This window comes from Escherichia sp. XD33 (genome assembly GCF_019375075.1).
Classification (GTDB): domain Bacteria; phylum Pseudomonadota; class Gammaproteobacteria; order Enterobacterales; family Enterobacteriaceae; genus Enterobacter; species Enterobacter flexneri_A.
On the sequence record NZ_JAENDM010000004.1, the window covers coordinates 136234 to 162764 of the forward strand.

Genomic DNA, 26531 nt, shown 5'->3' on the forward strand with positions numbered 1-26531 from the left:
AGGCACAAGCACGCTGCTATCGCGCCAGAAAATTTAAACGATAAATGCCAATGAAATTGGGATTGGAATCGTTGGGTATCCATCGGGTGTCCTTCCATGTCATAAGTTGTTGCAGACTGACTGCGCGCATTCCGTTGTCAGTTTTCGTGGCGCTTCCGGTGTGGTAGATGACGTAACGCCCCATCCAGACCATTAAGTGCTGGGCATCGCCCTGATCGAAAAAAATCATATCGCCAGGCAACGCCTGGTTTATGTCCTGGCCAATAAATTGGCTGTTGTACTGAATCAAATTAATCGCGGTCACATAGGGGCCGGTTTTTCCGTTCCCCTGATTCCAGTTTTGCGCCAGTTGACGCTGTTCAGGTGTTAGCGTCATTTCAGGCGGCAAATACTGACTTGCTATACCGTTACTTTTTAGCCATTTGCTGTCGTGAACTTTCAGCGCCTCGTTCGCCGAAAATCGCACCAGGCCAGCACAATCCTGCTGATACCAGCGCGGACTTGGCCCCTGGCGGAGCTGTTCCTGTGCAATACGCACAAACCAGGCGCGAAACAGCCCCGATTGTTCGACATTCAGCATTTCGCTATGAGCAACAACACAACACAGCCAGCAAATCAGCGCCAGCAGCCCGTGCCTCATAGTGGCTGCCAGGTAATGGGTAGCCACTGCCAGGCGGCACCGGGTTCCATCTGGGCCAGCTTCATGACATAACGCGGTTGTTGAGATAAAGCGTCCAGCTTCGGCATTAATAAAGTTTGTGCGGCGTTATAAAAAACCGGTTCGAGATTCTTCGGCAGACTGGTCAGCGTTTCGTTACGCAGCAGTTTCGCCACGCCTTGTGGATTGATATAGACCGGAACAATGCCTTCAGTGGGTATCACATCCACCATTGCCGGGCGGGTTTTATTCAGTGTTTGCAACGCGTTATTGACCAGCGTGTCATCGAGGGAGAAAAGCATCGTCTTGTTTTGCATCGCCAGCGACACGCGGAAAAAATAATCCGACATTAATTGATCTGGTTGCGCTGCCTGCGCTTTCGGATACTGACCGTATCGGGAACTCACTTCGCGACGCCAGATTTGCGCTTCGCCCTGCTGCGTCTGGGTTACTGGCAATATACCTTCTGCGGCTTTGCTTTCGAGCGCACCAATATTTTGCGTAAACAGTTTTCCTGGCAATTGCACTTGTTCGGCAGAGCCATCAAACTGACCGACAAACAGCGGAGTTTGCAATTTTGAATCTTCATACCAGCACAGCCCCGCAGCACCGTCTAACGCCCCGTTGAGCTTGTCGTTTTCCTGGCTGATGTGGGAAAGCATCTCTTCAGCAATACCATGTGAATAAGGCACCGCCACACAGAAGCTGGCCCCTGCAGGCATACTGTTCCATACCGGCGTAAAATCGAAACTGGCATCTACGCTTGCGGATTCATCATTTAACGCCAGAAAACTGTGCCAGCCGTCATTGCTCATTTCGAAGCGCACACCAGCAAAAGAAGGCATTAATCGCTGGTAGCCAAAACCCAGCAAATTTGCACTGACCACGATGCGCTGGCGTACTGGCGTTTTTTCGGCAGTACGCTCTTCCAGGCCAAAGCTGGCTTGCCAGCGTTTTTTACCGCTCAACAAATCACTTGCGATCGCCGTGGCTTCGGTATCCTGCTGATCATCTTTAAACAGCATGTCCGTGCTGGAAAACACCAGCATCTTGTCCTGATAAGTTGCGAACATCAGGACGTTATTGCCGTTATAGCGCAACTGATAAACCGGGATGGTTTCACTATTTAGCTTAATACTACTGATTTCCGTTTTACTTAACTGGCTGTCGCTGGTAGCGGCAAACAGCAATGGCTCCAGCAGCTTGCTTAAACCACTTCGCTGGATCAGCACCATATAATGTGAAAGATGGCCTTGTTTATCGTGCCATAGCGCCGCCTGCGCGGGCTGATCTAAGAGTGACGAAAAGAGCTTATCTTTTAGTGTGAGATCGTGTTCGTAGACAATGCGGCGAATGCTGCCTTCAATGCCCAGACGGTCAGCATGGTTCTGATAATAAAAAACGAAATCTTCGCTTAGAACATCGTGAAGAAACGGAATGGTAAGGAGGTCTTTGGGAAGCTGGCTCAGAGAGTCGCTGTCGAGAAAGAGGTCCGGCTCATTGAGATCGATTTGCAGATTGTTGTGCACCACCAGCGGCGACAACGTTTTTTCTGGCCCACTACCAGCATATTGCAATGCCCAGACACCAGCGGAAAGCAGTACTATTGCGCCAAAACCTACAAGACCATAGAACCGCCAGCCTTTCGCCTTTTTTTCACTACCCATTGCCACATTCCTTGTGTAAAGCCAGCCATTTTTTATGGGTACAGCAAAACTTTACCGCGCCCTAATACGACAAAAGCCCAGACTTTGCAGCCTGGACTTCAATTCAAAAAAGGGAGATAACTCCCTTTTGGCATGAGGCGATGAAATTATTCTTCTTCTGGCTCGTCGTCAACGTCCACTTCCGGAGCGATTTCATCGTCCCCCTCCGCAGCACTGCCGTCGATGGTATCCAGATCTTCCTCATCAACCGGTTCAGCAACACGTTGCAGACCCACCACGTTTTCATCTTCCGCAGTACGGATAAGGATCACGCCCTGGGTGTTACGGCCCACGATGCTGATTTCAGAAACGCGAGTACGTACCAGCGTACCGGCATCGGTGATCATCATGATCTGGTCGCAGTCATCTACCTGCACCGCGCCAACCACTAAACCGTTACGTTCGGTAACCTTGATGGAGATAACCCCTTTCGTCGCACGCGACTTAGTCGGGTATTCCGCTACCGCAGTACGTTTACCGTAACCATTTTGCGTTGCGGTGAGGATTGCACCATCGCCACGCGGCACGATCAGAGAGACGACTTTATCGCCTTCACCTAAGCGAATACCGCGAACACCGGTGGTGTTGCAGCCCATCGCACGGACAGAAGACTCTTTAAAGCGCACCACTTTACCTTCAGCGGAGAACAGCATTACTTCGTCTTCGCCGCTGGTCAGGTCAACGCCGATCAGCTCATCGCCGTCAACCAGTTTGATCGCCACTTTACCAGCGGTACGTAGACGGTTGAACTCGGTGAGGACGGTTTTCTTCACAGTACCGTTAGCGGTCGCCATGAAGACTTTCACACCTTCTTCAAACTCAGTCACCGGCAGGATCGCGGTGATACGTTCGTCCTGTTCCAGCGGCAGCAGGTTGACGATCGGACGACCACGCGCGCCACGAGTGGCTTCCGGCAACTGGTAGACTTTCATCGAATAGACGCGACCACGGCTGGAGAAGCACAGAATATGGTCGTGGGTGTTCGCCACCAGCAGTCGGTCGATAAAGTCTTCTTCTTTAATACGTGCGGCAGATTTACCTTTCCCGCCACGACGCTGCGCTTCGTATTCAGAAAGCGGCTGGTACTTCACGTAGCCCTGGTGAGAGAGCGTCACTACCACATCTTCCTGAGTAATCAAATCTTCCAGGTTGATGTCTGCGCTGTTGGCGGTGATTTCAGTACGACGTTTGTCACCGAACTGTTCACGAACCAGCTCCAGCTCTTCGCGGATCACTTCCATCAGACGATCGGCGCTACCAAGAATACGCAACAGTTCCGCGATCTGATCCAGCAGCTCTTTGTATTCATCGAGCAGTTTTTCGTGCTCAAGGCCGGTCAGTTTCTGCAGACGCAGATCCAGAATCGCCTGAGCTTGCTGTTCGGTCAGGTAGTACAGACCATCACGCACGCCGAACTCTGGCTCCAGCCATTCCGGACGCGCAGCATCATCGCCCGCACGTTCCAGCATCGCGGCAACGTTGCCCAACTGCCACGGATTAGCAACCAGCGCCGTTTTCGCTTCTGCAGGCGTCGGCGCATGACGGATCAGTTCGATGATCGGGTCGATGTTCGCCAGCGCCACGGCTAATGCTTCAAGGATATGAGCACGATCGCGAGCTTTACGCAGTTCGAAAATGGTACGACGGGTCACCACTTCACGGCGGTGACGAACAAACGCAGCGATAATGTCTTTCAGGTTCATGATCTTCGGCTGACCATGGTGCAATGCCACCATGTTGATACCGAAAGAAACCTGCAACTGGGTCTGGGAGTAGAGGTTGTTGAGCACCACTTCACCGACCGCATCGCGTTTGACTTCAATCACGATGCGCATACCGTCTTTGTCAGACTCGTCACGCAGCGCGCTGATGCCTTCCACGCGTTTTTCTTTTACCAGTTCCGCAATTTTTTCGATCAGGCGCGCTTTGTTCACCTGATACGGAATTTCGTGAACGATAATGGTTTCACGCCCGGTTTTGGCGTCAACTTCCACTTCCGCACGGGCGCGGATATATACCTTGCCGCGACCGGTACGGTAAGCTTCTTCGATACCGCGACGACCGTTAATGATTGCCGCCGTCGGGAAGTCCGGCCCCGGGATGTGTTCCATCAGCCCTTCAATGCTGATGTCTTCATCATCGATATACGCCAGACAACCGTTGATGACTTCCGTCAGGTTGTGTGGCGGGATGTTGGTTGCCATACCTACGGCGATACCGGAAGAACCGTTCACCAGCAGATTAGGAATTTTGGTCGGCATGACGTCCGGAATTTTTTCCGTGCCGTCATAGTTATCAACGAAATCGACCGTCTCTTTTTCGAGATCGGCCATCAGTTCATGGGCAATTTTCGCCAGACGGATTTCCGTATAACGCATTGCCGCCGCAGAGTCGCCGTCGATGGAACCGAAGTTACCCTGACCGTCTACCAGCATGTAACGCAGCGAGAATGGCTGCGCCATACGGACGATCGTGTTATAAACCGCCAAGTCACCATGGGGATGGTATTTACCGATTACGTCACCAACGACACGGGCAGATTTTTTATAGGCTTTGTTCCAGTCATTGCCTAGTACGTTCATGGCGTAAAGTACGCGACGGTGTACCGGCTTCAGGCCATCTCGGACATCCGGCAGCGCACGGCCAACAATGACCGACATCGCATAATCCAGATAGGAGCTCTTCAGCTCTTCCTCAATGTTGACCGGTGTAATTTCTCTCGCAAGGTCGCTCATCTAACCGCTATCCCTCTACTGTATCCCGGATTCAAAGGTCGCAAATTATAACACAGCCGCGCAGTTTGAGGTAAACCTATACGCTTTATTCACCTCCAATGCCTGATATACTCGTTTGTCTTGCCAATTACGGAGTAGAAGTGCCAATGAATGCCGAAAAATCGCCGGTAAACCATAACGTAGACCACGAAGAGATCGCTAAATTTGAAGCCGTCGCCTCCCGCTGGTGGGATCTGGAAGGTGAGTTCAAACCGCTGCACCGCATTAACCCGCTGCGTCTGGGCTATATTGCCGAGCGTGCTGGCGGTTTATTTGGCAAAAAGGTGCTCGATGTCGGTTGTGGCGGCGGCATTCTGGCCGAGAGCATGGCGCGGGAAGGCGCGACGGTGACCGGTCTGGATATGGGCTTTGAGCCATTGCAGGTGGCAAAGTTGCACGCGCTGGAAAGTGGCATTCAGGTGGATTACGTGCAGGAAACCGTGGAAGAGCACGCGGCAAAACATGCCGGGCATTATGATGTGGTGACCTGCATGGAGATGCTGGAACACGTCCCCGATCCGCAGTCAGTGGTCAGAGCCTGTGCGCAACTGGTGAAACCGGGCGGCGATGTTTTTTTCTCGACGCTTAACCGCAACGGCAAGTCGTGGCTGATGGCGGTGGTTGGTGCGGAATATATTTTACGCATGGTGCCTAAAGGTACGCATGATGTGAAGAAGTTTATTAAACCGGCAGAATTGCTGGGCTGGGTGGATCAGACCAGTCTAAAAGAACGGCATATGATCGGACTGCATTACAACCCGATTACTAACACTTTTAAGCTCGGTCCCGGCGTAGATGTGAACTATATGCTGCACACGCAGAATAAGTGAGGTTGTTGTTTGGATTCATCCGGCAACCGTGCCAATGCCTGATGCGACGCTTGCCGCGTCTTATCAGGCCTACAAATGCTCCCGTAGGCCAGATAAGGCGTTTACGCCGCATCCGGCAATAGTGCCGGTCAGACAGCGATTACCATTTCACCGTCATCGACAAAAACCCTGCCGTCTGGGCAAAATCATTGTCTCCTTTCTGCCACACCACGCTGCCACGCAGGGACACTCGCTGACTGATATTGCCCGTTACTCCCACTTTTATTTCCCCCCGTTGCTTCACCGCATCGTCACTGATAGTGCTGCCATCTTCTTCAATTTCCGTCGGATGGGGATCGTGATAATAATTCAGATCTAATGTTGGTGTGACATGAACAGCGGTACGCCATTCGCTGTGTAAACCCAGCCGCGTCTGGATATCATCGCCCTGCGATTGTGACACGCGCGCATGGTTAGCGGCTGTAAAATCATCCTGCTGCACGCCCTGATAAATCACCTGCGCCTGTGGTTCAATCACCACTCCATGCCCCGGTAACCACTGATACCCGGCTTCCAGCGAGGCGATAATCCCCGACGAGTGGTAATGATCCGCACCATCGCCTTGTTCGGAAACATCATTGCTAAACCACGCGTATTGCAGCCAGCTATCCAGCCAGGCCCCCTGTTTTTGGCTACCGCGCTGAAACCAGCTTGAGGTCAGCCCAACGGCATAACCGTGGTTCTGGCTATCAGCGCGAGTTCCGGTCATGTTTGATCGACTGTCACCCTGGTTATCGCTGTAGCCGCCCACGGCCCCTAGCATCCACTGGCCATCATCGCCCCAGTATCCGCTTAACAAGTTGCCGCTAAGCTGTACCGTAGAAGTGTCTTCATGCTGGGCCAACTGCCCTGCCGCCGTGTAATGATAATCTCCGCCGATAACACGTAAATTCAGCGTCTGACCATCGCCACCAGCGTGATCGCGTCGCTCCATCACAAATGCCTGATTTGCCGCACGTAGGTTATTGAGATAGCCACCAACTTTGGCGTTCAGCACCGGCTGGTAGGCAGGCGTAGGGGCTGGAGCTGGGTCGGGTGTTGGATCAGGATCCGGCGTGGGATCAGGATCTGGAGTCGGGTCCGGATCGGGCGGCGGCGTCGGAGTGACTTCTTGCGATCGCAGATACCAGTCGTTGTTATCTTCCACCAGCGTGTAGTCATACGCTCCCATATTAACGTAGCCGCTGCCCGCAAGACTAAACAGCGCATTGTTTTGAAATTGCGTGGGATCAGCAGTGAAATCAACCACTTTAATACCTGTAGAAGTCGGTTCACCAGTGCCGGTAATGGGGTTAACCACCACGGTCGTGTTACCCGAGGTATTGCCGTTCAACACCAGTTGGTCGCTTACCGAGTCATCGCCGTTTAATTCGCTGTCGAGAAACAACGTACCGCCGCCGGTGTAATCACCGTTTACCGTGAGCGTATCGCCAGCGACGCCATTTTGCAGACTGACTGTACCGGACATATTGGTTAGATCACCATTAACCGTCACATCGGAAAGATAGGTCAGGCTGTCAGTTTCCAGGTTAGTATTAAGCTCGCCTGTCAACGTCACGCCATCGGTGGCATTCACCAACGTACCGTCGCCGTTAAACAGCGAGGCATCCAGTGCGGCGGAAGTATCCTGACTCGTCAGGCGCAAAACGGTGCCATCACTGATGTCGATAGTGCCGCTGGAAGTCGCATCAATAGACTGGATATCCTGATCTGCGCCAGTCTCGAACGTTGCTCCGTCACCAATCCACAGCGACGAAGCATAAGGAAAAATATCCGCAACATCGCCTTTCAGGGTACCTTCTTCAACACGTACCGCAGACTGCGTCGTACCGCTGGCGGTCAGCTCCAGGGTGCCAGCCCCCGTTTTAGTCAATGTGCTACCCTCATCCTGATGCTGCCCGCTGCTGTCAGCCATCAGTGCGCCCCACTGCGTGTCTACCCCCGCATCAACTGCCACTTCACCGTCGGCGCGCATTTCAATATCACGCCCATGCTCAACCGTTGTAGAGCGAGTATCGACATTGGCAGTAATCTCCATCACGCTTTCTTGTTGATTATCGGTAAAGATAACCTGGCGGTTATAGTGGGTATCTCCAAGCTGCGAGTTGTCACTCACCACCAGCGTACCGGAAGCAATTTGCGTTGTGCCGAGGTATTGATTGTCATTTGCCAGGCTGACCTGCCCATCACCCGCATCGACCACCACGTAGACGCCATCTTTCCCGTCGCTGCCGATATGCATATCGTTTCCGCCTGCAAGATCTACCACATCCTGACTGCCGATAACCGTTCCGCTGCTGCCGCTGACTTCAAGGCCATCGTTGTATGATGTGCCGCTCTGCCAGGTGGAGAAATCAGAGAGACCGAGCACACCGCCGTTTAACACGATCGACTGCGGCTCGTCCTGGAGAGCGGCGAGATCTGCAGCGTCGCCTTCTAGCGTAAGCACCGCGCCATCATCAACGACTATATCGCCAGTTAGCGCCATCGACTGCGCCCCTGCCAGCACGTAGCTGCCGTTTTGCGCAATGGTGAGCTGACCAGCACCTTCGATGGTGCCAGCAAAACTGCCTTGATTAACAGTAACATTGCCACCAGCATCGATATTTAAAGTGCCATTCTGAAAGCCCGTCAATGCGTGCACAAAGGTTTGTTGGGTGGAGCCAACATTTAGCTCTGCCTGATTCTGGTACTTATCAATACTCCCTATCGTCAGACCGTAGCAGTCTTGCGGATCGTCCTGGCAATGATTATCTCCGACATTCATCAGGGAGTTGCTGCGACCCAGGGTAACTTCACCGTTTTCAATCTGCATCTCACCAGTAAAGTCATTGTTATCTGCATTAAGTACCAGATCGCCGGAACCTGTTTTGGTGATCAACCCGGTACCAGCAATAGAGTCAACAGCTCCATCATTCTCTGTATTGCCGATAACCAGCGTTTTTCCGTCGGCAATATCAAAGGTAACTTCACTTAAGCCGAGATACATAAAGCCGCCCGCCGCAGTGGAAGGACCATCCCCATAGCCTGCTGCGCTATTGTTCTCATCGATTAACACACCGCCGTTCTGGCTGTAGCTGTCATCAACAGAAATATCAATAAGATAGGGAGCCGTCACGCTATTGGTATAAATTGCCCCGCCATAACCTTCGGCAGTGTTATTTGTAAATGCGGTGTTATTTATTATTGTGAAACCTGACGGATGCGTGATATCGCTATTATTATCGGTGACATCGATTGCACCGCCATCGCCATCACTGTAACTTGTTGATGTATATGCCTGGTTATTATTAAAAACATCATCACTTAGATAGACATCATTATTGATGGTATAAATTGCGCCGCCTTTGCCATCATTAGCGATGTTATTGCTAAACATGGCGTTAGTGATACGTAAATCGGCGACACCAGTATCATTAGTACCAGAAGAATAGATTGCGCCACCATAGCCGCCTGCGACGTTACCGGAAAAAATAACATCAGTAAGATTCAGCGTTGAGTTTTCTTTAGCAAATATTGCCCCGCCATTATTATATTCTCCTGAGACAGTATTATTGGCAAACAGAGTCATTCCAGTTTCATTATGTGGCGATATCGTAAATTCAGCACTTTGCTGCAAAAATACGGCCCCACCGCTGGCATTATTGGCCATACCCGAAAAAATCACCCATTGCCCATCGGCGATGCTCCAGTCCTGCGTAATGCCTGAAAGGCTTTGCCTGCTGGCCTGACAACTCGCTTTGATATCATATCCCTGGCATGAATCCAAAACCTCCGCGATACTGTTAACAGAGAAAAGAGATGCAATCATTGACGGGAGTAAAGATAAATACTCCTTGCGTAGAAAGATAATCCGCATATTCATCTAACCATCATTTTCTATAAGACGGCGTATTTAATCGTATTATGCGCTATGGGGTATATTTCTTTTGTAAATTGTACAACCCGGCGCAATGACTATTTTGTTATTATTTGATGAATAATATCAGTGTGTCATAATTCAAATTAATAACCTTAAGGTAAATCGGTTATATTTAAACTGAATTAAAGTAATAAATAATATTCTTATAATATATGCAAAAGTAACAAATTGGCTTGGTATTTAACAATAACCGAATAGAAAACAACCATTTCCGACTCAACAATCGCTTACATTCGCTTATATATTGACCACAACTGATACATCAGATTATGTGATGACTCGTGCTTAGATCAATTTTGGCAATCATTAGCAACAAGATTAATAAACCATTTATATCAATTTACCCATACTATTCTGCCGTTCAAGAAATCGCCGAACAGTTATTTTTAACAAATTTTTCTCTTCCCATTGACTTTCCCGGACACCTTGTCTGACCTAAGGTGCGCGAAAGCCACTTTTTCCTTCCTGAGTTATCCACAAAGTTATGCACTTGCAAGAGGGCCATTTTCACACTATCTTGCAGTAAATCCCAAACATACCCCCTATATATAGTGTTCTTAGCAGCTTCCCTCACTACAGGTAGTCTGCATGAATCTATTGCGGAAAGAATTCCAAAAACAGGTACGACATACATGAATCAGAATCTGCTGGTGACAAAGCGCGACGGTAGCACAGAGCGCATCAATCTCGACAAAATCCATCGCGTTCTGGATTGGGCGGCAGAAGGACTGCATAACGTTTCGATTTCCCAGGTCGAGCTGCGCTCCCACATTCAGTTTTATGACGGTATCAAGACCTCTGACATCCACGAAACCATTATCAAGGCTGCCGCAGACCTGATCTCCCGTGATGCGCCGGATTATCAGTATCTCGCCGCGCGCCTGGCAATTTTCCACCTGCGTAAAAAAGCCTATGGCCAGTTTGAGCCGCCTGCGCTGTACGACCACGTGGTGAAAATGGTCGAGATGGGCAAATACGATAATCATCTGCTGGAAGACTACACGGAAGAAGAGTTCAAGCAGATGGACACGTTTATCGATCACGACCGTGATATGACCTTCTCTTATGCTGCCGTTAAGCAGCTGGAAGGCAAATATCTGGTACAGAACCGCGTGACCGGCGAAATCTATGAGAGCGCCCAGTTCCTTTATATTCTGGTTGCTGCGTGCCTGTTCTCGAACTACCCGCGTGAAACACGCCTGCAATACGTGAAGCGTTTTTACGACGCGGTTTCCACATTTAAAATTTCGCTGCCGACGCCAATCATGTCCGGCGTGCGTACCCCGACTCGTCAGTTCAGCTCCTGCGTACTGATCGAGTGCGGCGACAGCCTGGATTCCATTAACGCCACCTCCAGCGCGATTGTTAAATACGTTTCCCAGCGTGCCGGGATCGGCATTAACGCCGGGCGTATTCGTGCGTTGGGTAGCCCGATTCGCGGTGGCGAAGCATTCCACACCGGCTGTATTCCGTTTTACAAACATTTCCAGACAGCGGTGAAATCCTGCTCTCAGGGCGGTGTGCGTGGCGGTGCAGCAACGCTGTTCTACCCGATGTGGCATCTGGAAGTGGAAAGCCTGCTGGTGTTGAAAAACAACCGTGGGGTTGAAGGCAACCGCGTGCGTCATATGGACTACGGGGTACAAATCAACAAACTGATGTATACCCGTCTGCTGAAAGGTGAAGATATCACCCTGTTCAGCCCGTCCGACGTACCGGGGCTGTACGACGCGTTCTTCGCCGATCAGGAAGAGTTTGAACGCCTGTACACCAAATATGAGAAAGACGACAGCATCCGCAAGCAGCGTGTGAAAGCCGTTGAGCTGTTCTCGCTGATGATGCAGGAACGTGCGTCTACCGGTCGTATCTATATTCAGAACGTTGACCACTGCAATACCCATAGCCCGTTTGATCCGGCCATCGCGCCAGTGCGCCAGTCTAACCTGTGCCTGGAAATCGCCCTGCCGACCAAACCGCTGAATGATGTCAACGACGAGAACGGTGAAATCGCGCTGTGTACGCTGTCTGCTTTCAACCTGGGCGCAATTAATAGCCTGGATGAACTGGAAGAGCTGGCGATTCTGGCAGTACGCGCACTCGACGCGCTGCTGGATTATCAGGATTACCCGATCCCGGCCGCTAAACGTGGAGCGATGGGGCGTCGTACGCTGGGTATTGGTGTGATCAACTTCGCTTACTACCTGGCGAAGCACGGTAAACGCTACTCCGACGGCAGCGCCAACAACCTGACGCATAAAACCTTCGAAGCGATTCAGTATTACCTGCTGAAAGCGTCTAATGAGCTGGCGAAAGAGCAAGGCGCGTGCCCGTGGTTTAACGAAACCACTTACGCGAAAGGGATCCTGCCGATCGATACCTATAAGAAAGATCTGGATACCATCGCTAATGAGCCGCTGCATTACGACTGGGAAGCTCTGCGTGAGTCAATCAAAACGCACGGCCTGCGTAACTCCACGCTTTCTGCCCTGATGCCGTCCGAGACTTCTTCACAGATCTCTAACGCCACTAACGGTATTGAACCACCGCGCGGTTATGTCAGCATCAAAGCGTCGAAAGACGGTATTCTGCGCCAGGTAGTGCCGGACTACGAGCATCTGCACGACGCCTATGAGCTGCTGTGGGAAATGCCGGGTAACGATGGCTACCTGCAACTGGTGGGTATCATGCAGAAATTTATCGATCAGTCGATCTCTGCTAACACCAACTACGATCCGTCACGCTTCCCGTCAGGAAAAGTGCCGATGCAGCAATTGCTGAAAGACCTGCTCACCGCCTACAAATTCGGGGTCAAAACGCTGTATTATCAGAACACCCGTGACGGTGCTGAAGACGCGCAGGACGATCTGGTGCCGTCAATCCAGGACGATGGCTGCGAAAGCGGCGCATGTAAGATCTGATATTGAGATGCCGGATGCGGCGTAAACGCCTTATCCGGCCTACGGCTCGGTTTGTAGGCCTGATAAGACGCGCCAGCGTCGCATCAGGCTCCGGGTGCCGGATGCAGCGTGAACGCCTTATCCGGCCTACGGCTCGGATTTGTAGGCCTGATAAGACGCGCCAGCGTCGCATCAGGCACAGGATGCGGCGTAAAATGCCTTATCCGGCATTAAACTCCCAACAGGACACACTCATGGCATATACCACCTTTTCACAGACGAAAAATGATCAGCTCAAAGAACCGATGTTCTTTGGTCAGCCGGTCAACGTGGCTCGCTACGATCAGCAAAAATATGACATCTTCGAAAAGCTGATCGAAAAGCAGCTCTCTTTCTTCTGGCGTCCGGAAGAAGTTGACGTTTCTCGTGACCGTATCGATTACCAAGCGCTGCCTGAACACGAAAAACACATCTTTATCAGCAACCTGAAATATCAGACGCTGCTGGACTCCATTCAGGGTCGTAGCCCGAACGTGGCACTGCTGCCGCTGATCTCGATCCCGGAACTGGAAACCTGGGTAGAAACCTGGGCGTTCTCAGAAACGATTCATTCCCGTTCCTATACTCATATCATTCGTAATATCGTTAACGATCCGTCTGTTGTGTTTGACGATATCGTCACCAACGAGCAGATCCAGAAACGTGCGGAAGGGATCTCCAGCTACTACGATGAGCTGATCGAAATGACCAGCTACTGGCACCTGCTGGGCGAAGGCACCCACACTGTTAACGGTAAAACCGTGACCGTTAGCCTACGCGAGCTGAAGAAAAAACTGTATCTCTGCCTGATGAGCGTTAACGCGCTGGAAGCGATCCGCTTCTACGTCAGCTTTGCTTGTTCCTTTGCCTTTGCAGAACGCGAACTGATGGAAGGCAACGCCAAAATTATTCGCCTGATTGCCCGCGACGAAGCCCTGCACCTGACCGGCACCCAGCATATGCTGAATCTGCTGCGCAGCGGCGCGGACGATCCTGAGATGGCGGAAATTGCCGAAGAGTGTAAGCAGGAATGCTATGACCTGTTTGTTCAGGCGGCACAACAGGAGAAAGACTGGGCGGATTATCTGTTCCGTGACGGTTCGATGATTGGTCTGAATAAAGACATTCTCTGCCAGTACGTTGAATACATCACCAATATCCGCATGCAGGCAGTCGGTTTGGATCTGCCGTTCCAGACGCGCTCCAACCCGATCCCGTGGATCAACACCTGGCTGGTGTCTGATAACGTGCAGGTTGCTCCACAGGAAGTGGAGGTGAGTTCTTATCTGGTCGGGCAGATTGACTCGGAAGTGGACACCGACGATTTGAGTAACTTCCAGCTCTGATGGCCCGCGTTACCCTGCGCATCACTGGCACACAACTGCTGTGCCAGGATGAACACCCTTCCCTTCTGGCGGCGCTGGAATCCCACAATGTGGCGGTTGAGTACCAGTGCCGCGAAGGTTACTGCGGCTCCTGTCGCACACGCCTGGTTGCAGGCCAGGTGGACTGGATTGCCGAACCGTTAGCCTTTATTCAGCCGGGGGAAATTTTGCCCTGTTGTTGCCGGGCAAAAGGCGATATTGAAATCGAGATGTGAATTGGTTGTAGTGCCAGATACGACGCTTACGCGTATTATCTGGCCTACAACGATTACCTGGCGTAGTAATACGCTTTTACCTGCTCCCAGTCCGCTTTGGGGATCGGCTCCAGATATTTTTCCAGCTGGCGGAAGTCATGATTAATCGCTTTATGGCGACGCAAGCGGCGACGACTTTTCTCCAGATCAAGAAAACCAGCTTCTGCCTTACCTTCTGTTTTCACATAGATATGGCGAACATAACAACAGCCATGCTGACGATTAACGCTATGCATTTTCTTAAACGCCAGCGCCACTGCTTTCAACATGGCTTGCCGTACTTCGTCAGAATAAGGCGTTACTGCATGCTGGGCATACCAGTCAGCAATGCTGATGAACCCCGCCATATCTTCAGTCACCAGCAACGCGCGCCATTCCCCCTCAATTTTCACCGCTTCACCAAAAACGATCTTCGGCACGATGACACCGGCCCGTTCCAGTTCTTTAATTACCGCAACCTCACGGACAATCGTTGGTCGGCCGAAAGGATAACGTACGGAATGAAACAGATGATGCGTCATGCGCTTTACATATAGCTTTTTGCCGTTGCGCTCGACGCATTGCACCCCGCTCATACCATTACGGCGATAGTTAGGCTCTTCAACCCAGTCGCCCTCTGTTGCCCACCAGTGATTAAATTCGTCGTGCTTTGCTGAAACTGCCATACCCTATCGCCTGTCATTTTTTATTAACGACAATGACTATAGGTGGTTACCTGCGAAAAATCTTAATGAAACGTGTCGTATTAATGAATTTCTTTTGCCACTACTAGCGCGACACCGCTTTTACCCTTCATTTGCAGCGCATAGACTCCACCAGCCACTACCACTAATAGTGCGCCCAGCAGATAAATCATTCGGTAGCCAGTATGTGCAACCATCATCCCCATCACACAGGCTCCCAGCGCCAGGCCTGCATCCATCGCATTGAAGAAGAGGGAGTTTGCGACACCGATTTTATGCGGTTCCACTGAACTGATAATCTGCGTCTGAAAAACTGGCGTCACGGAACCATACCCGATACCAAGCAACGCGCCAGAAACGACCATCATTACGCTGCCCTGGGTGTAGCCGAGAACCACCAGCCCAACCGTAAAGAACAGCAGGCAGGGGTAAACCACATATTTCGGGCCTTTTTTGTCGCAAACATTACCGGTGAAGGTACGGCAGATCATCAGGAAGATGGCGTAGCAGAGCAGGAAATTACTGGCCGCCGACATCAGATTAAGTTCGCGGGCGTAAAGCGCCAGAAAGGCAGAAACCCCGGCATACGAAAAGGTCATAAAGAATGTAACCATGGCAAACGGCAATGCCGCGCGATCGAACATGGCGGCGAAGCCCATCTTTGGCTTTGAACCGTCGGCATGGCTGATAACCGGCGGCACGGTCATAATCAGCGACAGGATAATCCCCACCGCCGCAACGCCAGTACATAACCAGAAAGCCATATTAAAGGCCTCCCAGCGCGCCATATTCAGGCCAATCCACGGCCCGACCACCATTGCCAGCCCCATTGCCAGAGAGAAAAAACTGATGCCCTCCCCACGTCGGGAGGCCGGGATCAGCCGCGCGGAAATCGTTCCCTTTACCGTTGTGATAACCCCGAAGGTAATACCATGAAGCACCCTAATAAAAAGCAGTGATTCTATTGAGTGGCAAAAAGGATACAGCGCAGTGACCACCAAAAAGGCCAGAGAAGAGAGCACCAGAATAGTTTTATTCGAATATTTACCCACCCATTTCCCGGCAAAGGGGCGAATAACAATCGCCGCAATTAAAAATAATGTCACCAGCAGACCAGCTTTATCAGGGGATGCATGGAGACGATCGGAGATATAAATAGGTAATAAGGTCAGCAACACATAAAAGACGAAAAAGATAATAAAGCTAATAATGGTGATTGCCCAAAAATCTTTCGTCCATAATTTTTCTTTCATACTAAACGACCCGTTCAAATGGCGCACAAGGACACCGCTCAGCATCACAGGCTGAACCACTACAGGTGCGTCAAAATGTGATTTACTCGATAGAAATAGAGTATAAATGGATGCACTCTATAAGAGAAATTAATCGTTTTAATCATATTAATTAGATATTACTAATGACACTAACCCAAATCCACACCCTGCTCGCCGTACTGGATTATGGCGGCTTTACCGAAGCCAGTAAGCGCCTGTTTATGACGCAATCCGCCGTAAGCCAGGCCATTGCCACCCTGGAGCAAGAGCTTGGCGTAGAGATCCTGATCCGCGAGCGGCGAAAAGCACTGCAGCTGACTGACGCCGGCTCACGCATCGCAAGCCATCTGCGGGCGATTACCCGTGAAGTGAACGCTGTGAAAGAAATTGCCGAGCAGGAAAAACATAACCCGACCAGAACGCTGCGCATCGGCTGCTTTCCCAGCGCCTGCGCGTGTATTTTACCGGGTATTATTCGCTATTTTGAAACTTATCATCCGCAGATAAAAATCATTCCTTACGAAGAGAACAGCAGTGAAATTATTGATTCGGTGCAAAACGAAACTATCGATGCCGGTTTTGTCCATTTTCCGGTAACCGAAATGTATTCCGTCCCGGTATATCAGGATAAATTTACCGTGGTGCTGCCAGATGCTCATCCCCTGGCAAAAAATAACGCTATATCGGTGGAAGAACTGGTGGGAGAACCGCTCATTATCAGTAAGGGGCGTTATGAATTAAGCATTATGGCGTTATTTAAGGAAAAGAATATTACGCCGGTCATTAAATATGAATTTAACCATCCAGATACGGCAATAAGTTTTATTCGCCAGGGATTAGGAATTGCTCTGTTACCGGAGCTGACGCTGAAAGCCGTCGCCGGTGAGTTATGCTCTGTCCCGCTGGAGCCGACGTTTTATCGGCAAATTTCATTGCTGGTCAAAGAGGCTCCGGTAGAAGGCAGCCCATTGTTTTTATTGCAAATGTGTATGGAAACCCTGGTGGTCAAAGGCATATTGTGAAAAGGGCATCCGGTCAGGTTTTGCCTTCCCGGATGCCTGTGTCATTAATTATCTTTATGCAGGAATTTAACCGCTTTATCAGGGAAATCAGTAAACAACCCATTTACACCCGCTTTGTTATACAGAGCATCATATAACTGATTCACATCAGTTGTGTATTCAGGCAGTTTATCTGACCGCACGGTATAAGGATGCACTACCAGCTTGTTCTGCTGAGCATCTTGCACCATGCCAGTGAGTTTGATATTACCCGGCTGCGATGTCTCCTCAATCAACATATGGTAATCCGGACCAATACCATCTGCATATTCCGCCACCTGTTTCATGGCACCCGGCTTAAACATCCAGTCGTAGTTGTAATTAACCCAGCTTCCGTCCGGCTGTTTCTGCTGCGTTTCATTCCAGTCGGTATAGGCAATCAGCTGTACCAGATTGAGATCCATGCCCATTTTGGGTTCCAGCTCATTCTTAATACGCTTCAGCTCATCAGCATCAAAACATTGCAAATAAACTTTATCGTCTTTACCGGTGTAACCATATTTCTTCAGCACTTCCAGCGTTTTTGCCGCAATATCCTTCCCCTCCTGATGATGGAACCACGGCGCTTTGATTTCTGGATAGATACCGATATTTTTCCCGGTAGAGTGATTTAACCCCTGAACAAATTCAATCTCTTCTTCAAAGGTGTGCACCCGGAAGTCGGACTTACCCATTGGGAAACGCCCTGGATAAGTCTGCACTTTTTTACCGTTTTCAATATCGAAACCTTCGGTAAATTTCAACGACTTAATTTCATCCAGCGTGAAATCTATCGCGTAGTAACGACCGTCTTTGCGCGCCCGATCCGGGAAACGATCGGCAACATCAGTAACACGATCGAGGTAATGGTCATGCAGAACAACCAGATGGTCGTCTTTGGTCATCACCAAATCCTGTTCCAGATAATCCGCTCCCTGCGCATACGCCATCGCTTTTGCTGGCAGCGTATGCTCCGGCAAATATCCACTGGCACCGCGATGGGCGATGACTATTTTTTCGTTGCTGTCCGCCGCCATTGCACTGCTTCCCATGACTATAGTGCTCATCATGATCGCCATGCTAAGGTTTTTCAGCGTCAATTTCATGCCATTAGCCTCCGTTGCGTTTTTGCAGTAATTCCTGATGGCGACGTTTTTCGCCAATCATCACAACAATCAACAAGATAACCGCCAGAATGCTGCCGCCAATCATTACCATAAAGCCGCCATCCCAGCCGAAGAAGTCCACGGTGTAGCCAACAATCGCGCTCGCCGCCACCGAACCGCCCAGGTAACCAAACAGACCGGTAAAGCCCGCTGCCGTTCCTGCCGCTTTTTTCGGTGCCAGTTCCAGCGCATGCAGACCGATCAGCATCACAGGGCCGTAGATCAGGAAGCCGATAACAATCATACAAATCATATCGACGGTTGGGTTACCTGCCGGGTTCATCCAGTAAACGATAGTCGCGATGGTCACCAGTGTCATAAAGAAAACGCCGGTTGCCCCACGGTTGCCACGGAAGACTTTATCCGACATCCAGCCGCACAGCAGGGTGCCCGGAATACCCGCATACTCATAGAAGAAGTAGGCCCAGGAGGATTTATCCAGCGCGAAATGCTTAACCTCTTTCAGATAAGTCGGTGACCAGTCGAGGATGCCGTAACGCAGCAGATAAACGAACACGTTGGCGATGGCAATGTACCACAGCAGTTTGTTCGGCAGCACGTACTGCATGAAGATTTGCTTCGCGGTCAGCTCCTGTTCCGCTTTTTCGTTATAGTCGTCCGGATAATCATTTTTGTACTCTTCGATCGGCGGCAGACCACAGGATTGCGGGGTATCGCGCATCATCGCAAAGGCGAATAATGCCACCAGAATGGCGCAGAAAGCGGGCATATAGAGCGCCGCGTGCCAGTCATTGAACCAGGCCATCCCCAGCAGGAACAGCAGCGGCGGAATACCACCACCGACGTTGTGCGCACAGTTCCACACTGACACAATGCCGCCACGTTCTTTCTGCGACCACCAGTGCACCATAGTACGACCACACGGCGGCCACCCCATCCCCTGGAACCAACCGCAGAGGAACAACAGTACAAACATCACCGCAATGCTCGACGTCGCCCATGGCACAAAGCCCATAAACAACATCACTGCCGCCGCCAGAATCAAACCTGCGGGCAGGAAAACGCGCGGATTCGAGCGATCCGATACCGAACCCATGATGAATTTCGAAAATCCATAAGCAATCGAGATCCCCGAAAGGGCAAAACCTAAATCACCGCGTGAGAATCCCTGCTCAACCAGATAAGGCATAGCAAGCGCAAAGTTCTTACGAACCAAATAGTAAGCAGCATAGCCAAAGAATATCCCCAGGAAAATTTGCCAGCGCAATCGACGATAAGTCGGATCGATCTCCGCGGCAGGTAAGCGCGCTTTGTGTGGCGCTGGTTTAAAAATACTCAACATTGAAAGCCTCCGTGGCCCGTGGTCTTATTTATGATTAACAGCCTGATTCAGTGAGAGAACCTGCCGTTTCTTGAGTTGCCGCGATGTTAAGAAAACATTCATAAATTAAATGTGAATTGCCGCACACATTATTAAATAAGATTTACAAAATGTTCAAAATGACGCATGAAATCACGTTTCACTTTCGAATTATGAGCGAATATGCGCGAAATCAAACAATTCATGTTTTTACTATGGCTAAATGGTAAAAAACGAACTTCAGAGGGATAACAATGAAAACTCGCGACTCGCAATCAAGTGACGTGATTATCATTGGCGGCGGCGCAACGGGAGCCGGAATTGCCCGCGACTGTGCCCTGCGCGGGCTGCGCGTGATTTTGGTTGAGCGCCACGACATCGCAACCGGTGCCACCGGGCGTAACCACGGCCTGCTGCACAGCGGTGCGCGCTATGCGGTAACCGATGCGGAATCGGCCCGCGAATGCATTAGTGAAAACCAGATCCTGAAACGCATTGCACGTCACTGCGTTGAACCAACCAACGGCCTGTTTATCACCCTGCCGGAAGATGACCTCTCCTTCCAGGCCACTTTTATTCGCGCCTGCGAAGAAGCAGGGATCAGCGCAGAAGCTATAGACCCGCAGCAAGCGCGCATTATCGAACCTGCCGTTAACCCGGCACTGATTGGCGCGGTGAAAGTTCCGGATGGCACCGTTGATCCATTTCGTCTGACCGCAGCAAACATGCTGGATGCCAAAGAACACGGTGCTGTTATCCTTACCGCTCATGAAGTCACGGGGCTGATTCGTGAAGGCGCGACGGTGTGCGGTGTTCGTGTACGTAACCATCTCACCGGCGAAACTCAGGCCCTTCATGCACCTGTCGTGGTTAATGCCGCTGGGATCTGGGGGCAACACATTGCCGAATATGCCGATCTGCGCATTCGCATGTTCCCGGCGAAAGGATCGCTGCTGATCATGGATCACCGCATTAACCAGCATGTGATCAACCGCTGCCGTAAACCTTCCGACGCCGATATTCTGGTGCCTGGCGATACCATTTCGCTGATTGGCACCACCTCTTTACGTATTGATTACAACGAGATTGACGATAATCGAGTGACGGCAGAAGAGGTTGATATTCTGCTGCGTGAAGGGGAAAAACTGGCCCCCGTGATGGCGCAAACGCGCATTTTGCGGGCCTACTCTGGCGTGCGTCCACTGGTCGCCAGCGATGATGACCCGAGCGGGCGTAACGTCAGCCGCGGCATCGTGCTGCTCGATCATGCTGAACGCGATGGTCTGGACGGATTTATCACCATCACCGGTGGCAAACTGATGACCTATCGGCTGATGGCGGAATGGGCTACCGACGCCGTATGCCGTAAACTGGGCAACACGCGCCCCTGTACGACCGCCGATCTGGCACTTCCTGGTTCACAGGAACCCGCTGAAGTTACCTTGCGTAAAGTCATCTCCCTACCTGCCCCGCTGCGCGGTTCTGCGGTTTATCGTCATGGCGATCGCACGCCTGCCTGGCTGAGCGAAGGCCGTCTGCACCGTAGCCTGGTATGTGAGTGCGAAGCGGTAACTGCGGGTGAAGTGCAGTACGCGGTAGAAAATTTAAACGTTAATAGCCTGCTGGATTTACGCCGTCGTACCCGTGTGGGGATGGGTACCTGCCAGGGCGAACTCTGCGCCTGCCGCGCTGCCGGACTGCTGCAACGGTTTAACGTCACGACGTCCGCGCAATCTATCGAGCAACTTTCCACCTTCCTAAACGAACGCTGGAAAGGCGTGCAACCCATAGCATGGGGAGACGCACTGCGCGAAAGCGAATTTACCCGCTGGGTTTATCAGGGACTGTGTGGTCTGGAGAAGGAGCAGAAAGATGCGCTTTGATACTGTCATTATGGGCGGCGGCCTCGCCGGATTACTCTGTGGCCTGCAACTGCAAAAACACGGCCTGCGCTGTGCCATTGTCACTCGTGGTCAAAGCGCGCTCCATTTCTCATCTGGATCGCTGGATTTGCTGAGCCATCTGCCAGATGGCCAACCGGTGACAGACATTCACAGTGGACTGGAATCTTTGCGTCAGCAGGCACCTGCCCATCCTTACACTCTTCTAGGGCCACAACGCGTACTCGATCTCGCTTGCCAGGCGCAGGCATTAATCGCTGAAAGCGGTGCGCAATTACAGGGCAGCGTAGAACTGGCCCACCAGCGGGTTACGCCTCTCGGCACTCTGCGCTCAACCTGGCTAAGTGCGCCAGAAGTCCCCGTCTGGCCGCTGCCCGCGAAGAAAATATGTGTAGTAGGAATTAGCGGTCTGATGGATTTTCAGGCGCATCTTGCGGCGGCTTCGTTGCGCGAACTCGACCTTGCCGTTGAAACCGCAGAAATTGAACTGCCGGAACTGGATGTGCTGCGCAACAACGCCACCGAGTTTCGCGCGGTGAATATCGCCCGTTTCCTTGATGATGAAGAAAACTGGCCGCTGTTACTTGATGCGCTTATTCCTGTCGCCAATACCTGCGAAATGATCCTGATGCCCGCCTGCTTCGGCCTGGCCGATGACAAACTGTGGCATTGGTTGAATGAAAAACTACCTTGTTCACTGATGCTTTTGCCAACGCTGCCGCCTTCCGTGCTGGGCATTCGTCTGCAAAACCAGTTACAGCGCCAGTTTGTGCGCCAGGGTGGCGTGTGGATGCCAGGCGATGAAGTGAAAAAAGTGACCTGTAAAAATGGCGTAGTAAATGAAATCTGGACGCGCAATCACGCCGATATCCCGCTGCGTCCACGCTTTGCCGTGCTCGCCAGCGGCAGTTTCTTTAGCGGCGGACTGGTGGCGGAACGTAACGGCATTCGAGAGCCGATTCTCGGCCTTGATGTGCTACAAACCGCCACGCGGGGTGAATGGTATAAGGGCGATTTTTTTGCGCCGCAACCATGGCAGCAGTTCGGTGTAACCACTGATGAGGCACTACGCCCGTCGCAGGCAGGGCAAACCATTGAGAACCTGTTTGCCATCGGTTCGGTGCTGGGCGGATTTGATCCCATCGCCCAGGGATGCGGCGGCGGTGTTTGTGCCGTCAGTGCTTTACATGCCGCTCAACAGATTGCCCAACGCGCAGGAGGCCAACAATGAACGACACCAGCTTCGAAAACTGCATTAAGTGCACCGTCTGCACCACCGCCTGCCCGGTGAGCCGGGTGAATCCGGGATATCCGGGGCCAAAACAAGCCGGGCCGGATGGCGAGCGTCTGCGTTTGAAAGATGGCGCACTGTATGACGAGGCACTGAAATATTGCATCAACTGCAAACGTTGTGAAGTCGCCTGCCCGTCCGATGTGAAGATTGGCGATATCATCCAGCGTGCACGGGCGAAATATGACACCACGCGCCCGTCGCTGCGCAATTTTGTTTTAAGCCATACAGACCTGATGGGTAGCGTTTCCACGCCGTTCGCACCAATCGTCAACACCGCTACCTCGCTGAAACCGGTGCGGCAGTTGCTTGATGCGGCGTTAAAAATCGATCATCGCCGCACGCTACCGAAATACTCCTTCGGCACGTTTCGTCGCTGGTATCGCAGCGTGGCGGCTCAGCAAGCGCAGTATAAAGACCAGGTCGCTTTCTTTCACGGCTGCTTCGTTAACTACAACCATCCGCAGTTAGGCAAAGATTTAATTAAAGTGCTCAACGCAATGGGTACCGGTGTACAACTGCTCAGCAAAGAAAAATGCTGCGGCGTACCGCTGATCGCCAACGGCTTTACCGACAAAGCACGTAAACAGGCAATCACAAATGTAGAGTCGATCCGCGAAGCAGTGGGAGTAAAAGGCATTCCGGTGATTGCCACCTCCTCAACCTGTACATTTGCCCTGCGCGACGAATACCCGGAAGTGCTGAATGTCGACAACAAAGGCTTACGCGATCACATCGAACTGGCGACCCGCTGGCTGTGGCGCAAGCTGGACGAAGGCAAAACGTTACCGCTGAAACCGCTGCCGCTGAAAGTGGTTTATCACACTCCGTGCCATATGGAAAAAATGGGCTGGACGCTCTACACCCTGGAGCTGTTGCGTAAAATCCCGGGGCTTGAGTTAACGGTGCTGGATTCCCAGTGCTGCGGTATTGCGGGTACTTACGGTTTCAAAAAAGAGAACTACCCCACCTCACAAGCCATCGGCGCACCACTGTTCCGTCAGATAGAAGAAAGCGGCGCAGATCTGGTGGTTACCGACTGCGAAACCTGCAAATGGCAGATTGAGATGTCCACAAGTCTTCGCTGCGAACATCCGATTACGCTACTGGCCCAGGCGCTGGCTTAAACTCCCATCTGATGCCCGGTAAGCATGTGGTTACCGGGCATTTTTGCGTGCATGATTCCGCGCTCAATGTATACGTTGCAACGCAGTGAAAATTCCTCTGAAAACGTCTCGCAAAGGCTGAAACTGGCAGATGTCAAAGGCCTGGGATAACCGTAATGTCGCGTCATCATAAATATCAGGTGACGGACAACCATGATCGAATCAACAACCTCCTCCCCGCATGATGCGGTATTTAAAACCTTTATGTTCTCGCCCGATACGGCGCGAGATTTTCTCGAAATACATCTGCCAGAGCCGCTGCGCAAGCTTTGCAACCTGCAAACTTTACGTCTGGAACCCGCCAGCTTTATTGAAAAAAATTTACGCGCTTACTACTCGGATGTTTTGTGGTCGGTGGAAACCAGCGACGGTGACGGCTATATCTACTGCGTGATTGAACATCAAAGTTCTGCAGAAAAGAATATGGCTTTTCGACTAATGCGCTATGCCACTGCCGCCATGCAACGTCACCTGGATAAAGGCTATGACAGAGTTCCGCTGGTGGTGCCATTGCTGTTTTATCATGGCGAAACCTCGCCCTACCCGTACTCACTCAACTGGCTGGATGAGTTTGACGATCCGCAACTTGCCCGGCAGTTGTACACCGAAGCTTTTCCGTTGGTGGATATCACCATCGTACCTGACGATGAGATCATGCAACATCGGCGTATAGCTCTGCTGGAACTGATTCAAAAGCATATTCGCGACCGCGATTTAATCGGTATGGTCGACAGGATCACCACGCTTTTGGTTAGAGGCTTCACTAATGACAGCCAGCTACAAACACTGTTTAATTATCTGCTGCAATGCGGCGATACCTCCCGTTTCACCCGCTTTATTCAGGAGATTGCCGAACGTTCACCACTACAAAAGGAGAGATTAATGACTATTGCTGAACGGCTACGGCAGGAAGGACATCAAATTGGCTGGCAGGAAGGTAAATTAGAAGGTTTGCAGCAAGGTAAATTGGAGGGTTTGCAGAAAGGTAAATTAGAAGGTTTGCGGGAAGGCATGCATGAGCAAGCGATTAAAATTGCCTTGCGCATGCTGGAGCAGGGCTTTGAACGTGAGATTGTGCTGGCGACAACCCAACTCACTGATGCTGATATTCCGAACTGTCATTAAAAGGAGAGATTAATGACTATTGCTGAACGGCTACGGCAGGAAGGACATCAAATTGGCTGGCAAGAAGGTAAATTAGAAGGTTTGCAGGAAGGCATGCATGAACAAGCCATTAAAATTGCTTTGCGCATGCTGGAGCAGGGCATTGATCGTGATCAGGTGCTCGCGGCCACTCAGCTAAGCGAAGCCGATCTGGCAGCGAATAACCACTAATTAACACAGGCCCACAGCCGATCCCCATGGGCCTTTGATATCAATAACTACCTTTTACGCGTGGCCCATTTTTGCCTGATTTAAACATCGCCAGTCGTTGATCCAGGGCATCACTGTAGAGCATCGTGTCAACGCCAACAGCGACAAAGTTCGCTCCCCACGCCAGGCATTGCTGCGCCATATCAGGAGCCACAGCCAGAAAACCAGCCGCTTTACCCGCAGCGCGGATCCGCCGAATGCTGGTTTCAATAATTCGCTGCACTTCCGGGTGCCCGGCGTTATCCGGGTAGCCCAACGACGCAGAAAGATCCGCAGGTCCAATAAACACGCCATCAATCCCTTCAACATCGAGGATTTCGTCCAGGTTATCCAGTGCCGTTTTACTTTCCACCTGCACCAACAGACAAAGCGAATCGTTGACTTGCGCCATGTAATTCTCAATGCGTCCCCAGCGCGCAGCCCGTGCCACACTGGCCCCAACACCACGCTCACCGTAGGGAGGATAGCGCGTGGCAGACACCACCTGACGTGCCTGATCGGCAGTATCGACCATTGGGATCAGTAGAGTTTGCACGCCAATATCCAGGACTTGTTTAATCAGCGGCTTACTGCCTTCCACCGGACGGATCACGGGGTGGCTGGCATAGGGCGCTACCGCCTGTAGCTGGTGATAAAGATCCTGAATGGTGTTTGGCGCATGCTCCCCGTCAATCAGCAACCAGTCATAACCGGAAGTGGCGGCAATTTCTGCCATATAGGCAGTCGTTGAGCTTAACCACAGACCAATTTGCACTTCGCCCTTGCGTAAACGTTCTTTAAAGGGATTGGTTAATAATGCGTTCATCGTGTT

19 protein-coding genes and 1 pseudogene are annotated in these 26531 nt (G+C 51.4%); 10 read left to right on the forward strand and 10 right to left on the reverse strand.

From position 1 onward, the window contains the following. Nucleotides 1-16 precede the first annotated feature (16 nt). The 3 genes from K0778_RS04480 to gyrA form a co-directional block, all read right to left on the reverse strand. Nucleotides 17-640: a DUF1175 domain-containing protein gene (locus K0778_RS04480; protein ID WP_001328405.1), complete on the reverse strand. Its 624-nt coding sequence runs from the start codon at nt 638-640 to the stop codon at nt 17-19. Next, entirely contained in the window at nt 637-2325 is a 1689-nt protein-coding gene (locus K0778_RS04485) for a DUF2138 domain-containing protein (RefSeq protein WP_058055546.1), read from the reverse strand. Before K0778_RS04485 ends, K0778_RS04480 begins: the two co-directional genes overlap by 4 nt. Nucleotides 2326-2471: 146 nt before the next feature. After that, nucleotides 2472-5099 (reverse strand): DNA topoisomerase (ATP-hydrolyzing) subunit A, encoded by a 2628-nt coding sequence (gene gyrA / locus K0778_RS04490; RefSeq protein WP_001281225.1) that lies wholly within the window; start codon nt 5097-5099, stop codon nt 2472-2474. A gap of 146 nt (nt 5100-5245) precedes the next feature. On the opposite strand from gyrA, the gene ubiG reads away from it, so the two are divergent. Next, nucleotides 5246-5968: a bifunctional 2-polyprenyl-6-hydroxyphenol methylase/3-demethylubiquinol 3-O-methyltransferase UbiG gene (gene ubiG, locus K0778_RS04495; RefSeq protein ID WP_058055545.1), complete on the forward strand. Its 723-nt coding sequence runs from the start codon at nt 5246-5248 to the stop codon at nt 5966-5968. 139 nt (nt 5969-6107) lie between these two features. Here ubiG and yfaL read toward each other — a convergent pair whose 3' ends face one another. Together yfaL and ypaB are read right to left on the reverse strand one after the other, a co-directional pair. Beyond that, nucleotides 6108-9866: an AIDA-I family autotransporter adhesin YfaL/EhaC gene (gene yfaL, locus K0778_RS04500; protein WP_063084526.1), complete on the reverse strand. Its 3759-nt coding sequence runs from the start codon at nt 9864-9866 to the stop codon at nt 6108-6110. A 424-nt stretch (nt 9867-10290) separates the two neighbouring features. Beyond that, complete coding sequence (gene ypaB, locus K0778_RS28290) at nt 10291-10434, reverse strand: protein YpaB (protein WP_001300064.1); 144 nt, start codon at nt 10432-10434, stop codon at nt 10291-10293. 127 nt (nt 10435-10561) lie between these two features. On the opposite strand from ypaB, the gene nrdA reads away from it, so the two are divergent. From nrdA to yfaE, 3 genes are all read left to right on the forward strand, one after another. Continuing rightward, nucleotides 10562-12847, forward strand: coding sequence for a class 1a ribonucleoside-diphosphate reductase subunit alpha (gene nrdA, locus K0778_RS04505; protein WP_001075172.1), 2286 nt, complete (start codon nt 10562-10564; stop codon nt 12845-12847). A gap of 233 nt (nt 12848-13080) precedes the next feature. Further along, complete coding sequence (gene nrdB / locus K0778_RS04515; RefSeq protein ID WP_000332037.1) at nt 13081-14211, forward strand: class Ia ribonucleoside-diphosphate reductase subunit beta; 1131 nt, start codon at nt 13081-13083, stop codon at nt 14209-14211. Next, nucleotides 14211-14465 carry a ferredoxin-like diferric-tyrosyl radical cofactor maintenance protein YfaE gene (gene yfaE, locus K0778_RS04520; RefSeq protein ID WP_000135040.1) on the forward strand — a complete coding sequence of 85 codons (255 nt, stop codon included), beginning with the start codon at nt 14211-14213 and terminating at the stop codon, nt 14463-14465. The genes nrdB and yfaE overlap by 1 nt, the downstream gene beginning before the upstream one ends. 53 nt (nt 14466-14518) lie before the next feature. Here the strand turns inward: yfaE and inaA are convergent, their stop codons facing one another. Both inaA and K0778_RS04530 read right to left on the reverse strand, forming a co-directional pair. After that, nucleotides 14519-15169 (reverse strand): lipopolysaccharide kinase InaA, encoded by a 651-nt coding sequence (gene inaA / locus K0778_RS04525; protein ID WP_058055506.1) that lies wholly within the window; start codon nt 15167-15169, stop codon nt 14519-14521. An 80-nt stretch (nt 15170-15249) separates the two neighbouring features. Then, nucleotides 15250-16440 carry an MFS transporter gene (locus K0778_RS04530; RefSeq protein WP_063084519.1) on the reverse strand — a complete coding sequence of 397 codons (1191 nt, stop codon included), beginning with the start codon at nt 16438-16440 and terminating at the stop codon, nt 15250-15252. A 164-nt stretch (nt 16441-16604) separates the two neighbouring features. On the opposite strand from K0778_RS04530, the gene K0778_RS04535 reads away from it, so the two are divergent. Beyond that, on the forward strand, nt 16605-17483 hold the full coding sequence (locus K0778_RS04535) for a LysR family transcriptional regulator (RefSeq protein ID WP_058055507.1): 879 nt from the start codon (nt 16605-16607) through the stop codon (nt 17481-17483). Between the two features lie 44 nt (nt 17484-17527). Here K0778_RS04535 and glpQ read toward each other — a convergent pair whose 3' ends face one another. Both glpQ and glpT read right to left on the reverse strand, forming a co-directional pair. Beyond that, nucleotides 17528-18607 (reverse strand): glycerophosphodiester phosphodiesterase, encoded by a 1080-nt coding sequence (gene glpQ, locus K0778_RS04540; RefSeq protein ID WP_001613489.1) that lies wholly within the window; start codon nt 18605-18607, stop codon nt 17528-17530. A gap of 4 nt (nt 18608-18611) precedes the next feature. Next, the gene (gene glpT / locus K0778_RS04545) at nt 18612-19970 is read right to left on the reverse strand and encodes a glycerol-3-phosphate transporter (protein WP_000948724.1); all 1359 of its coding nucleotides are present in this window, start codon (nt 19968-19970) and stop codon (nt 18612-18614) included. Between the two features lie 272 nt (nt 19971-20242). On the opposite strand from glpT, the gene glpA reads away from it, so the two are divergent. From glpA to K0778_RS04570, 5 genes and pseudogenes are all read left to right on the forward strand, one after another. Next, on the forward strand, nt 20243-21871 hold the full coding sequence (gene glpA / locus K0778_RS04550) for an anaerobic glycerol-3-phosphate dehydrogenase subunit A (RefSeq protein WP_001613490.1): 1629 nt from the start codon (nt 20243-20245) through the stop codon (nt 21869-21871). Then, entirely contained in the window at nt 21861-23120 is a 1260-nt protein-coding gene (glpB, locus tag K0778_RS04555; RefSeq protein ID WP_058055508.1) for a glycerol-3-phosphate dehydrogenase subunit GlpB, read from the forward strand. Before glpA ends, glpB begins: the two co-directional genes overlap by 11 nt. After that, nucleotides 23117-24307 carry an anaerobic glycerol-3-phosphate dehydrogenase subunit GlpC gene (gene glpC / locus K0778_RS04560; RefSeq protein ID WP_001000377.1) on the forward strand — a complete coding sequence of 397 codons (1191 nt, stop codon included), beginning with the start codon at nt 23117-23119 and terminating at the stop codon, nt 24305-24307. The genes glpB and glpC overlap by 4 nt, the downstream gene beginning before the upstream one ends. 192 nt (nt 24308-24499) lie before the next feature. Further along, a complete protein-coding gene (locus K0778_RS04565) occupies nt 24500-25471 on the forward strand; it encodes an ISNCY family transposase (RefSeq protein ID WP_153449058.1) in 972 nt (323 codons plus the stop codon). Then, nucleotides 25472-25681, forward strand: a pseudogene (locus K0778_RS04570) (hypothetical protein); the annotation flags it as partial. A gap of 40 nt (nt 25682-25721) precedes the next feature. On the opposite strand, the gene yfaU reads toward K0778_RS04570, so the two are convergent. Then, nucleotides 25722-26525, reverse strand: a complete 804-nt coding sequence (yfaU, locus tag K0778_RS04575) for a 2-keto-3-deoxy-L-rhamnonate aldolase (protein WP_063084521.1) — start codon at nt 26523-26525, stop codon at nt 25722-25724. Nucleotides 26526-26531 lie beyond the last annotated feature (6 nt).

What these genes read in the sequence shown, in the direction of transcription:
- K0778_RS04480 (WP_001328405.1), bottom strand. Translation starts at nt 640, where the DNA reads ATGAGGCACGGGCTGCTGGCGCTGATTTGCTGGCTGTGTTGTGTTGTT.
- K0778_RS04485 (WP_058055546.1), bottom strand. Translation starts at nt 2,325, where the DNA reads ATGGGTAGTGAAAAAAAGGCGAAAGGCTGGCGGTTCTATGGTCTTGTA.
- gyrA (WP_001281225.1), bottom strand. Translation starts at nt 5,099, where the DNA reads ATGAGCGACCTTGCGAGAGAAATTACACCGGTCAACATTGAGGAAGAG.
- ubiG (WP_058055545.1), top strand. Translation starts at nt 5,246, where the DNA reads ATGAATGCCGAAAAATCGCCGGTAAACCATAACGTAGACCACGAAGAG.
- yfaL (WP_063084526.1), bottom strand. Translation starts at nt 9,866, where the DNA reads ATGCGGATTATCTTTCTACGCAAGGAGTATTTATCTTTACTCCCGTCA.
- ypaB (WP_001300064.1), bottom strand. Translation starts at nt 10,434, where the DNA reads ATGGCCCTCTTGCAAGTGCATAACTTTGTGGATAACTCAGGAAGGAAA.
- nrdA (WP_001075172.1), top strand. Translation starts at nt 10,562, where the DNA reads ATGAATCAGAATCTGCTGGTGACAAAGCGCGACGGTAGCACAGAGCGC.
- nrdB (WP_000332037.1), top strand. Translation starts at nt 13,081, where the DNA reads ATGGCATATACCACCTTTTCACAGACGAAAAATGATCAGCTCAAAGAA.
- yfaE (WP_000135040.1), top strand. Translation starts at nt 14,211, where the DNA reads ATGGCCCGCGTTACCCTGCGCATCACTGGCACACAACTGCTGTGCCAG.
- inaA (WP_058055506.1), bottom strand. Translation starts at nt 15,169, where the DNA reads ATGGCAGTTTCAGCAAAGCACGACGAATTTAATCACTGGTGGGCAACA.
- K0778_RS04530 (WP_063084519.1), bottom strand. Translation starts at nt 16,440, where the DNA reads ATGAAAGAAAAATTATGGACGAAAGATTTTTGGGCAATCACCATTATT.
- K0778_RS04535 (WP_058055507.1), top strand. Translation starts at nt 16,605, where the DNA reads ATGACACTAACCCAAATCCACACCCTGCTCGCCGTACTGGATTATGGC.
- glpQ (WP_001613489.1), bottom strand. Translation starts at nt 18,607, where the DNA reads ATGAAATTGACGCTGAAAAACCTTAGCATGGCGATCATGATGAGCACT.
- glpT (WP_000948724.1), bottom strand. Translation starts at nt 19,970, where the DNA reads ATGTTGAGTATTTTTAAACCAGCGCCACACAAAGCGCGCTTACCTGCC.
- glpA (WP_001613490.1), top strand. Translation starts at nt 20,243, where the DNA reads ATGAAAACTCGCGACTCGCAATCAAGTGACGTGATTATCATTGGCGGC.
- glpB (WP_058055508.1), top strand. Translation starts at nt 21,861, where the DNA reads ATGCGCTTTGATACTGTCATTATGGGCGGCGGCCTCGCCGGATTACTC.
- glpC (WP_001000377.1), top strand. Translation starts at nt 23,117, where the DNA reads ATGAACGACACCAGCTTCGAAAACTGCATTAAGTGCACCGTCTGCACC.
- K0778_RS04565 (WP_153449058.1), top strand. Translation starts at nt 24,500, where the DNA reads ATGATCGAATCAACAACCTCCTCCCCGCATGATGCGGTATTTAAAACC.
- yfaU (WP_063084521.1), bottom strand. Translation starts at nt 26,525, where the DNA reads ATGAACGCATTATTAACCAATCCCTTTAAAGAACGTTTACGCAAGGGC.